A 12,039-nucleotide genomic window follows, 5' to 3' on the forward strand; every position below is an offset into this window, starting at 1 on the left:
TATGGTTTTAAGTAAAGAAGAAGTACAAGAAGAACTTCGTAAGATGGACTTACGAGAAGTTTATCGGCGCTATTGTGAGCGTACAGGATTAACTGAAGAAGAATGTCATATGATCAAAAATTATGATGAAACGCATACTATTGAAGAAGCGATTCAACTTCGCATTGAAAGTTTGAAGGAATACCAACAAATTCGTCAAGAAAAATGTAAAGAGATAGAAATGAATCAGTTGATTGATTTACTAGAACATGAAGAATTGGCAGATAAATATTTAACAAAAGAATATGAACAGATGGAACGAGAGATAAATAATACAGCGGATGAAAAAGTTTTATCACAACCCTATACTTTTGATTTATGTTCTCAAAAAGAGAGGGAACAACTATGCGATTACTAAATAATTGGAAAAAAGATTTGGTTGGCACTCGATTATGGCGTGATCCTGCACGAACACCATATAAATATATGGAGCGTTATCTAGGACAAAAACGTGTTTTAGTCCCTTTGTTTGTAGGACTGGTTGTTTTCCTTTTTTTCTTTTCCAATTATCTCGTTTCTTTACCAACTATTCTAACAGAAGTTTTTTCAAACGGACTTTTTGGAGAGTGTGATTGGAGCCGAGCTTTTCAATGGAAATTTTTCTTTCAACTTCCAACTACAAGAACAGGATGGATCTATTTTTTTCTCCTGTTCTTTTTTTGTACGTTCTTATTTGGTCTGAAACTATATCGCATTCGAAAGAGTTTTATGCCATTAGAAGACGTGATGACTGCGGCAACGTCTCGTTGGGCAGATGGAAAAAGCGAACTCGATTATCAGTATCCAGTCATGCCTACAGATGATATGGAAGCCTATGACGGCCCATCAGGAATGGTCGTGGGGACGTCTCCTCGAACAAATGAAGATCGAGAGTGTCATCGAGTTCGAGAATATATTTCTAGTGAGCCAACGAATGTGGCTATTGTTGGGGAAACTCGTGTAGGTAAAGGGGTCTTTGGCGTTGAAAAAGCGATCGATGGATACAGTCGAACAACGAATATGAAGGAAAAACGTTCAATGAATATTCATGATCCCTCTGGAGAACTTTACTTGAAATGGAAAAAATTACTAGAAAAAAGAAAGTACAAGGTCAAGCTGTTAAATTTAAATGATACAGCTGTTTCAGATACCACGAATCCTTTATCTCTGGTCGTTCATTACTATAAACAATATCTTTTTGGTAAAACAACAATTGAGAGAGATCGAGGACTCGACCAAGCCCAGTCTGAACTAGCTACGTTATGTTATACCTATTTTCATGATCCACATGCAAAAGAACCATTTTGGCAAAATGCGGCGACTGCTTTATTCACTGCTGGATCTTTGGCATTGATTGAAGAATCTTTATTGATTCAACGAGAAGAACTTTCCAATATGTATACAATTGTGAATATGATTGCGGAAATGAACAGTGATCATATTACTACTGAAACTCACTCTGTTATTCAAAACTATACAGATGATTTAAGAAAAAGAAAACAATTATTCAGTAAATACAAAGGAAAGTCTGTACTAGATTTTTATTTCCAGGAATTACCTTTAGATCACCCTGCTCATTTGGCTTATTTAGATATCTTGGCGTCTGCCCCTGCAAAATCAACCATTGGGAATGTTGTAACACATATGTTAACGAATTTAAAAGCATTTCGTAGAACAGGAAATGCCAAGTTAATGGCTCAAAATTCAATCAATTACATGGATTTAGGGTTTGGCGAACAACCAATGGCTGTTTTTGTTGTTGTTTCTGACCAAGATAAATCGAATCACGAGATTGCGGCCAATTATTTCGATCAAAGCTTTAAAGAATTAACAAAAGCGGGATTAAAACAGCCGAATCGTAAGTTGCCACGACAAGTGGTGTTTCTTTATGAAGAAGCAGGAAATATGGTTAAAATCCCTGAATTAGCAACGAAAATGACCGATGGGTTAAAAGTAGGACTTAGTCATGTGATTGTTCTACAAAATTATGAACAATTAGATAAGTATGGTGATGATGCGAATACGATTATTGCCAACTGCGGAAATACCATTGTAGTGAAAACCAAATCAAAGAAAACAAGAGAAATGATTGTCGAAGACTTAGGGAATCGAGCAAATCTTTCCCTTTCACGTCAAGGAAAAGTCACAGATAGTGAGAAAACACTCACCGATTCCATGGAACGTATCCCTATGTTAACGAAAGATGAATTGTCTCGTTTACCTTTTGGACAAACGGTAGTGATTCGAAGCATGAAAACTCATGATTTAAAAGGGAATGTCATTGAAAATATGTATCCTATTTACAATCGTGGGGAAACTAAAATGTTAGAATCATGGAAATATCTTCCGTATGAAGAAAGTACTTGGGAGGAAATCGAAGAAGAGTATCGCCATGCACCACATACTCAAATCAATTTAAGTCATTTACTTTATATGGTTGATCCTTTCATGATTGAAGAAAAAGAAGAAAGAAGACAAGCGATTCTTGAAGGAAGAGATTTTGAAGCAGAGAAAGCTTCAAAAAATGAAGGAGGAAATCAGTCAGAAAAAGAAGATTCTGTACGTGTTCCGCAAGAAAACCATGTCGAACCACAAGTTGAAAACTTACGTTTGAAAGAATTAGATACCATTTTTGACGACTATTTTACGGAAGACGTTCAACAACAACACATACAAGAATTGGATTCAGCTAGTTCACTAAGTTATTTCTTTAAACAAAAATTGAAAAAGGACGTACGAATTTTTTGCGAATCACAGGAAAATCCACAACGGATAGAGGAAGAATATGAACAATTGCTTCAATCAGGAACGATCAAAGATATAAAAAAATGGTTAGCCAATGTTGGTAGAGAGCCGCTTTATGAACGGGTGATCCAAAGCGTTGAAAAAAATGGTTTTACTCAAATAGGAGGGGAGGAAAAATAAATGCCGTTTATTTTAGCTAATGTTGTGACTAATTTTCTCTCTGGAAATGGTGCAACAGTGATGTCTAATGAACAATTGTTAAAGCTGTTAAATCATTACTCTGGTTATCTGACACAAGGAAATCCAATTTGGGATGCTTTACGACCAATAGGCATGAAGATTGCGGAAGGTGGAGCCTGGGTCTTAGATGGATTATATGGCGTGATGGGTAACCTTTTAAATTTATTAAATATTTTCGATAATCCAGCTTTCACTGAGCTAATGCACAAAATTGATCCATTAAAAGGATTTCTTTTGTTGATGGCAGTAGTGGGCTTTTTTATTTTATTAATGTTTAACAAAGTAAACGGAGCGACACAAGCACCTTTAAATTTATTACTGATTTTGTGTTTAACATTGATGGCTCCAGCATTGTGGTCAACGGCTTCAAGCATGACACAGGGCGTATTTAAAGCCATTAATAAGGTAGACCAGAGTCCAGGTGAGTCGATTATTTTAGAAAATACAACAGATTTAGTAGCTGTTGCAGAGGAAGGTTGGAAGTTAAAAGATGGAGAAAATTTGAATCATTACAAGCATGCTAAACAAATTGATATGCAAGAAAAAATTGAAAAACCTGAAGATGTTAAAAATGGAGAGGTTTTTAAGAAAGAAATCGAGACAGATTCTAAGGGAAAGGACTCATTAGTAGATATTGAGCAACCAAGTGGGTTTGCGGCTTGGTTAATGTCTAAATTCTTTTCACCAAATTATTATCGAAACAAAGTCCATTTCTTTAATATTTATTTGACTGAGCTTGTTTCAATTGTTGCGTTAGCGATTACTTCCTTCAAATTTGCAATAATCATTGTCAAAATGTATGGCGATTATGTTTTGTTAGTCAAAGGTGGTTTAGCAGATTTCATGGGTATGCAACGAGTGAAAGCTGTTTTTTCTGAGTTAGTTGGTAGTTTTGCTTTATTAGTCTATGTGCCGATTCTTTTTCAAATCTATATTGTTGCGACAGTTTATATTAAGTCTATGAATTTTGATTTCTTCACTTACATTATTGCGATGGCAGGTGCTGCATGGGCATTGATCGATGGGCCAAATGGGTTTCAACGTGTGACAGGAATTGATGCAGGTTTGAAAGGAACTGCCGGTGTAATGATGGCAGCATTCAGTGGATCAAAACTTGTACGAGGGATCAAAGACTTTGGTGTGAGTGCAGCGAAGTCCGCAGGTGGTGCATTAGCTGATGTTGGTGCTTTTGGTTTAGGAATGTCATTAGCTACTGCTGGTGCAGGAAATAATGGCAATGGAAAAGGATTGAAGGGGATTAATGACATGATGAATGGTGGTGATTCTGATTCAGAGAATAAGGAAGAAGATGATTCTAAATCTAATAAAGGCTTTAATGAGCAAGCACGAGAGAAAGACCAATCAAAAGATTCGAATGATTTACAAAATCAAGAATCCTCTGAAAATGAAGAATCGTCTACAGAATCAGAAGGTGTGGGAGAAAACACACAAGAAACTTCTGAATCTTCCCCTGAATCTTCAGATTTTGATAGTTTGGAATCGCTAGAACCAACTGAAGCAGATATTAATTCTGATTCTCCACTAGGATTCAATGAAATGGCACGTCAAGGGGCTGAAGGATTAGAAGAAACGACCAATTCAGATGATTTAAATTCTTATTCATCTGAAAATGAAGAAGCTCCTTTATCAACTAATAATGAAAAAGAGAATGGTTTCAATCAAGAGTCTGACGATCAAAAATCTTCTAAAACTGAAGAAAAGCCAAACCGAACATTTTCTGCGAAGTCTGACCGATTAAATCAAGAATTGTCTCAACATAAGAAAAATAATCCATTAAAACAAGCAACTAAAAATAAAGTATTTGGCTATGGAAAAGAAGATCCTAGACGTTATCATTCTTCGTCCTTTATGAGTAAACGTCGAGATGCTTATGATCTCGGAAAAGATTATGGGCAATATCGCCAACAAAAACGAAGAATAAAAGGCGAACTTAAAGAATCTAAAAAAGAAGAAAAGAAAGAAAAATAAGTAATTATATTGGTGTTTGATGAAGAACTCTATTTCTCAATAGGGTTCTTCAACTTTTACTGATAAATGAAAGGAAGGAACAAATATGTTTACTCGACCTAACCGAATTACGGATACGATGCGTGTCGGAGGTGTTTACACTTTAATGGATGCCGCCGTATTTTTTGGTGTATTGCTTTATGGTTGGAATTATATTGCAGCTTTAGTTTATCCTCCTTTACGCTTGTGGTTTCGTCTATTTCTTGTATTGGTAACTATTTTTTGGATGTTGCCGTCTCCAATGAAACCAAGTCAAAAGAATATTACCACACTTGTGGATCTTTTAAGAAAGGATCTGACTATTTATCATCCAGATACGATCTATCTTTCGCAACAAGAAGCGTTTGAAGAGAATCAACAACTAATGGAGGCAGAAAAATGATTATCGATGATTCCTTAAAAAAAGAAACAAAGAAGAAAAAGAAACACAAACCAAATTACAAAATCTCAAACAGTGTCTTAAAACTGATGAATCATGTTTCTATGATTGAAGAAGATTGTATTGTCACAAGAAATGGATTTACAGATTATTTATTATTAGAAAACTATTCGATTCGTAAAGAACCAACAGAAATTCAGCGCCAAGGGATTCAAAGCTATGTAGATTTTTTCCGAAGTACTACGTCAGACATTAAATTAATTTTTATGGGGTATGCGGCAGATACAACCCAACAAATTGATTATTTGTATGATCGATTTCCAAAAGAGGGGAGTGCGTATCTGAAAGAACAGCGGGAACACAAAGTATGGGAACTCGAACGGTCACAATCATTGTTAGAAGATATCGTGTATATCCAAATTTTTGGAGAAACAAGAGAAGCGTTGGAGAATGCTCGTTCTGAAGTGTTACACAGCGTGAACAAATATATTCATATTCATCCAATCTCAGTGGCGCAAAAGAAAAGTTTACTTTATCAGTTATACAATTTAGGCGATCGCCCTCCGCAATTTAATGATTCTTTATCTGACCCAGATTATTGTAATAAAGCAAAAGAAGATTGGAAGTTTATGAGTGAGATCATGCCACAAACAGGAATTACTTTTAAGGGAAATTGGTTTAGTCAAACAGGACGGAATTATATCGGTGTCTCTCATTTATATAAATACGCAAAGAAAGAATTTTTTTATTGGGGAGAACAAATTTTTCGTCAACCTGGTGTGATTACCACAGTTGATATTTCTCATTTAGGTTTGTCCAAAATCAAAAAAGAGTTGAATAAATCCATTGGAGAGAGTCGTGATAATGCGAGAAAGGGATTCTCAGAGGACATTCGACAAGAAGCGGGGATTGAGTATCAATTATTAAAAGAATTGATGGAGGACATGATCACAGGGAATGAGAGCGTCAAAGAAGTGACGACACGTTACTATATTTCAGGAAAAACGAAAGATGAAGTTCAACAACAAGCAGATAAAATCAATCAACGACTTTCTATTAGAGGTTATAAAGCTTCTTTCTTTTTGGGAGAAGAAGATACGGAGCTATTGGCACTTTATCGCTCCCATAAAGAACAAAAGCAAGCGAAAAATCGTCAAGGGAAAGAGTTGACGACGAATGATCTAGGGGCAAGTTATCCATTGAATTACAGCCAATTAATTGATCCAAGAGGCCTTTACTTTGGTCGAACCAATACAGGAGGATTGGTTATTTTAGATATGTGGCACAAGGATTATATGCGCCTTTCTTATAATTTTGTGTTGATCGGTATTCCTGGTTCTGGTAAAAGTTCAACGTTGAAAAAGATCGGCAGTCACAATCATTTATTAGGCAACTATACGTATTATTTTATGGCAAATGCCGAGAATAATCGTTTCATGAAAGCTTATGGTGGTTTGTCGTTAGATGCTTCTGGTCGTGATGGAACAGTCAATCCTTTCCAAATATTTGCGACAGTGATTAATGAGTTGACTGGCGAAGTGGATGAACAAGAAAGTTACAACGTTAGTAAGAATAAATTGAAAATTATCTTCGCAAATATTCATGGAGAAAATGATCCGGAGCTAAATACGTCATTGGATATGTATATTGATTTGTTTTATGAAAAATGGTTTTCTGATCACCAAATGGTATTGGAAAATGCCACGCAATATGAACCGATTCAATATCCTTTATTGGAAGATTTTTCTCGGTTTATTCACAATGAATTGTTTGAAGAGGAAAGGAAATTTCGCTCCTGCCTATCAGAGTTTGAAGCCAAAAGGTTAGATAAAATCTATTCAGTTAGCCAAGCCATGTTGCGATCAGATGGAAAAATTTTTAATCGACATACGACTTTAAATTTTGAAGATTATTACTCCGTCTCATTTGATTTGAGTAGTTTGTTAAATAAAGGAAAAGCTGTATTCAATGCACAATTTTATAACCTTCTTTTCTTAGTATGGAATCTTGCGATGACACGAGGGATGAGAGAAAAATATTTTGTAGATAATCATTTGAAACGTCCAGAAGAAGCAATACGAACCTTGTTAGTGATCGATGAATTCCATAATATTACCCGACAAGAAAACATGGACGCCATTGATTTACTTGATCGGTATGAACGAGAAGCACGTAAAGCTTTTGGAGGTTTAGGCTTAGCTACGCATGATATTTCAGATTTATTTTCCAAAGGGGCGTCCGACAACTTTAAGGAGAAAGTACGTAAACTTTTGAAGTTGTCGACCTATACTTTTATTATGAAACAAGATCCAAGTTCGATCGATGAATTAAAAGATTCGTTCAAAGAAACACTACGTGAGAGCGAATTAGAAAGTATTCCCAATCTCAATCAAGGACAAGCCATTTTAGCTATCAAAGGAAAAGGAAATTTCCAATTGAATATAGATTTATCAAAAGAAGAAATCGAAATTTTTGCCGGTGGACATTAGTTTAGACGCTTATTTTTTTGAGAGGAAGGTGGAACCTTATCGTTACTTTTATTCAACAAAAATGGAAGAAAACGAAACGATTTTTTGTCGAGCATGCGGATCAGTTTTATCGTATGGCTCTTTTTTTAACATTAGGAATGGTGATGTTTTTTGCGATACCTTCCATTCTTTTTGGGACAGAAAAAGATTTAGCAGACACACCTATTGGTGTGAATCATAGCCTTTCTTTGAATGATTTAACCCTTACACAATTGGAACGAGGCTATAACGAAAAGACACATTATGCCGAGATATTATTGAAAGCAGATGGAACAATGCCAGAGGGTGGAAAGTTAGAAATGATTGCTTCTGAATCAAAAACAGAACAAGAAATTCCGCATCATTTGATCCGTTTAACAGAGAACTATTATTTGATTCAGCTCTCTCAGATTCCAGAAAATTGGAAATCCATCGTCATTGATATTGGGATTGTTTCTCCAACAAATCCTGATTTCGATCCAAAAAGTATTCAAGATTTATTTGAAAACTATGGTCGAAAAGAAGTCGATCCAGATGAAGAAACCGTACAAGGTGCTTTGTTTATGAATCGAAAAAAAGTACCAGAAGATTCACAGGCAAAACCACAAAATGAGGACAAGTATTTGGCAAAATGTTTAGAGTTACAAATCAAAGAATCAGAAAAATTGATCCAAACAAATAAAGATTTGATTCGTCAAAGTCAAAAATTTATTGAAGGAATTGAGAGGGAAATCAATGAGTTAGAAAGCGAAAAGAAATACGAAACGAAAACAGAAATTGAAGAAACAAATCAAGAAATCCAAACAAAACAATCACAAATTAGTGAGTATGAGACAAAAATTACTGAAGCAGAATCTAACAATGAGGAATTGCAAGAGAAGATCCAAAAGCTTCATGAACAGATTCAAGATTACCAGGAGAGAGGGCAATAAAATTAATCATTTTTGAGAAATTGACTGTCACCTAATCGGTTAAAACTGTCTTCTGTTAGATGATTAGTGTCACCTATTTTGTGATTCCGTCTTCTAAACGGTGAAAACGGCTATTTTAGTGACACACGCAAAAAGCCCGACACTGTCGGGTTGGGGACGATTCTGTCCCCCTTTTTGTCTTATGCTCTTGCACTAGTAATGGCAAATTACATTTTAGAACGAAAGAGAGGGAAATCTTTGATTCGATTTATATTGTGTTTATTGATCCTTTTTGTTTTTATGAGTTGTATTTTTTATGGAATCTATTATTTTTTATCGAACAAAGGAGAGAATTTGAAACAATTAATTTCCATTTTAAAAAATAAACGGAGGTAAGAAAGTGACAGAGGTTCGATTGAGAAATGTAAATGATTTAGAGTGGGAACAGTTTAAAATTTATTGTAAAAAATATAAAAAAAATCCTTCCGAACAACTGAAAAAATATATTCGAGAAGCTGGAAGATTTGAAGCAGTACTCGAAACAGAATTACGAATGAAGGCGATAATAGATGATGTGATTGCCCATTTAGATTTAAATACACAAGCTTACTTGTTAAATGTAAAAAAAGGTATTTTACCAATGATAAATACAGAAGAGGAGAATAGCCTTGAAGTTTTCAATCAACCCTAATTTACAAACGGAAGAATTATTAAATGAGATGTTGGAGAAATTTGGTGGATCAAAAATCGAAGTGATCAATATTTTAGCGGATCGTTACTTAGCACAAGGAAAAATGATCGAACAACTACAAGAAGAATTAGATGAAGAACGTCGCTTGCGAAAAAGTTTGTTGCGAAATTTAGAAAACAAAATGAATGTGGTGTACGAAATTGAAAACACACGACTTCATTACGAAGATTTTCCCAAAATGAAATCGTCTGATCAAGAGCCCAATCATATTTTAAGAGAAGCAGAAAATCATTTAGAGATGAAACGGAATCAAGAGATTTTTCATCACTTTGAACAGCGAGTGAATGACTGATGGGTTCGTCTCCTGGAATTATTATGACTGGAAAATTTGCTCGACCAGGTTCGTCTGCATTTCAGTCTTACATCGATTATATGGATCGAGAAGAAGCTGTTCGTAATGAAGCCTATGAAGCCTACTCTGCTTTTACGAACAGAGAAGGGACGAGTGCGGCGTATGAAGGAGACGAAGACGAAACATTAGAAGGGTACATTCATTATATGGCGAATCCTGTCAAAACGTCTCGCCTATTTTCCGCAGATAAACACCAATTAAATGAAGAAGATTTAAAAAGAATGAAAGAACAATTTACCGCCGCCGCTAAAAATGGAAGTGTCATGTGGCAAGATGTTTTTTCATTTGATAATCAATGGCTGGTTCAACATGGTTACTTAGATGAACGAACGAATCAATTAAAAGAAGAAAAAATTCATGAAGCCATTCGATTAGCGATGGCTACGATGTTATCAGAAGAAGGAATGACAGATTCCGCTGTTTGGACAGCTTCTATCCATTACAATACAGATAATATTCATGTCCATGTAGCGACTGTCGAACCTTATCCGACTCGAGAGAAGAAAAGGTTTGTCGATCCAGAAACAGGTGAGTTGGTTACTGAGGTCAAAGGATATCGTTCACGTAAGACCATGCGTAAAATGAAATCAGTTTTTGCCAATCAATTGTTAGGTTTACAAAAAGAACGTGCGAAAATTGATGTGTTGCGTAAAGTAATGATTGAGGGAATACGTTCCGAACAAGGACAAGAACAAATGAACCATATGGTTATGGATTTACAACGTGTGGCTAAAAAATTGCCCGAACAAAAAGGTTACCAGAAATATGGTTACGCAGAAAAATATGGATTTAAAAAAGAATTAGACAAAGTGATCCAGTCTTTTATCGACCAAAATTTTCCTGAGTTGTATCAAGAAATGATGGATCGACAAGCATATATTCAGTCAGAAGAAGAGTCTGCATTTGGAGAAGGTCGGAATAGTTCTGAAAATAAATTGCATACCTTATACACACGTCTAGGAAACCATATTTTAAAAGAAATCCAAGCGATGGATCTCGTTCCTAAAAAAAGACAAGTCAACGGTTCATTAGGAGATATGATGATGGAAGATCAGTCAGTTGATCGTGACAAAATCATAGAAGAGAATCAGACAAAACCGACTGAAGCTTTTCAACTTGCACTTGAACGAATTGTAAATAATCCTGCACGACACCGAGCCAACGAGCCTCCAGTTTTGGAAAGTTTGTTGGCTTATATTCGTACGGAAGAAGAAAAAATAAATGTAATTGAGGAAGAACTCGATGAACGTAAACAATACAAACGAGAATTAAAAAATGAATGGAAACTTCGCACAAGTAATAACCAAAGAATGACCATTCAAGAAGTGGAAGAAAGCAATTTTCCTCCGGTGTTGAAAAAAATGATTTTAACAAGTTCGAGACAAGGAACGATCACAGAAGAAGTATTCGGTGAACAAACCGAATACTTTATCGATCAGTGTTTACCAAAAAGTTCTGAAGTATCAGAATACCAAAAGGAATTTGTAAAAAGTTTGAAAGAATCAGTGGAGAAAATTGAAAACAATCCTTTCCAACATAAAGAAAATGAACCACCAACAGCGGAAGAATGGCACCGTTACTTTCAATCATTGGAACAATCCATACCAACAGAAGATTCTTATGACCATTTATTCCAAGATCAGGCTGAAGAGGTGCGTTCCATGTATCAACGAACAAAAGAATTATCTGAAAAACAAGCGAAATGGACGAAGAAACGGCGTTTTCCATTATCCAAAAAAGAACGTGCCATGTTACAAAAACAATGGCAAAAAGAAGTAGCCAAACGAAAACAAGTGTATCAACTGCAACGTGTATTGCGAGAGAATACAGAACAATGGCGAAATGAACGCTTTTATGAACGAAACATTTTAGATCTATCCGTTTGACGAGTGAACAACTTTTATTGAAGTTGTTCTTTTTTTATTACTAAAGGAGGATGTTAGATGAGTTATTATTCACCAAATCAAATAAAGGAAGCACGTAATTCAGATATTTTAGAATATATGATCTCAAAAGGAGAAACTTTTCAACGCCAAGGCAACTATTATCGTCATACAGAACATTCTAGTTGGGTATATGATAGTCGTCGAAAAGTGATGTTTTTCAAT

At 35.4% G+C, this 12,039-nt stretch carries 9 protein-coding genes; all 9 read left to right on the forward strand.

The features are described 5' to 3' along the window. The first annotated feature begins 1 nt into the window (after nucleotide 1). Nucleotides 2-397: a hypothetical protein gene (locus tag IGK81_RS14175; protein ID WP_104761958.1), complete on the forward strand. Its 396-nt coding sequence runs from the start codon at nucleotides 2-4 to the stop codon at nucleotides 395-397. Then, nucleotides 385-2,943 carry a type IV secretory system conjugative DNA transfer family protein gene (locus tag IGK81_RS14180; protein WP_181046064.1) on the forward strand — a complete coding sequence of 853 codons (2,559 nt, stop codon included), beginning with the start codon at nucleotides 385-387 and terminating at the stop codon, nucleotides 2,941-2,943. Before IGK81_RS14175 ends, IGK81_RS14180 begins: the two co-directional genes overlap by 13 nt. Continuing rightward, entirely contained in the window at nucleotides 2,944-4,992 is a 2,049-nt protein-coding gene (locus tag IGK81_RS14185) for a pLS20_p028 family conjugation system transmembrane protein (protein ID WP_104761960.1), read from the forward strand. An 85-nt stretch (nucleotides 4,993-5,077) separates the two neighbouring features. After that, entirely contained in the window at nucleotides 5,078-5,413 is a 336-nt protein-coding gene (locus IGK81_RS14190) for a DUF5592 family protein (RefSeq protein WP_002334427.1), read from the forward strand. Beyond that, on the forward strand, nucleotides 5,410-7,899 hold the full coding sequence (locus IGK81_RS14195; protein WP_104761961.1) for a VirB4 family type IV secretion system protein: 2,490 nt from the start codon (nucleotides 5,410-5,412) through the stop codon (nucleotides 7,897-7,899). Before IGK81_RS14190 ends, IGK81_RS14195 begins: the two co-directional genes overlap by 4 nt. A 17-nt stretch (nucleotides 7,900-7,916) precedes the next feature. Next, nucleotides 7,917-8,849: a hypothetical protein gene (locus IGK81_RS14200; RefSeq protein ID WP_104761962.1), complete on the forward strand. Its 933-nt coding sequence runs from the start codon at nucleotides 7,917-7,919 to the stop codon at nucleotides 8,847-8,849. A 379-nt stretch (nucleotides 8,850-9,228) separates the two neighbouring features. Further along, complete coding sequence (locus IGK81_RS14205; RefSeq protein WP_104761963.1) at nucleotides 9,229-9,519, forward strand: hypothetical protein; 291 nt, start codon at nucleotides 9,229-9,231, stop codon at nucleotides 9,517-9,519. Beyond that, the gene (locus IGK81_RS14210) at nucleotides 9,497-9,871 is read left to right on the forward strand and encodes a hypothetical protein (RefSeq protein ID WP_104761964.1); all 375 of its coding nucleotides are present in this window, start codon (nucleotides 9,497-9,499) and stop codon (nucleotides 9,869-9,871) included. Before IGK81_RS14205 ends, IGK81_RS14210 begins: the two co-directional genes overlap by 23 nt. Beyond that, a complete protein-coding gene (mobP2, locus tag IGK81_RS14215; protein ID WP_196837363.1) occupies nucleotides 9,871-11,817 on the forward strand; it encodes a MobP2 family relaxase in 1,947 nt (648 codons plus the stop codon). The genes IGK81_RS14210 and mobP2 overlap by 1 nt, the downstream gene beginning before the upstream one ends. The last annotated feature ends 222 nt before the right edge of the window (nucleotides 11,818-12,039 follow it).

Source organism: Enterococcus sp. DIV0703, assembly GCF_051711065.1.
Taxonomy (GTDB): Bacteria; Bacillota; Bacilli; order Lactobacillales; family Enterococcaceae; genus Enterococcus_B; species Enterococcus_B hirae.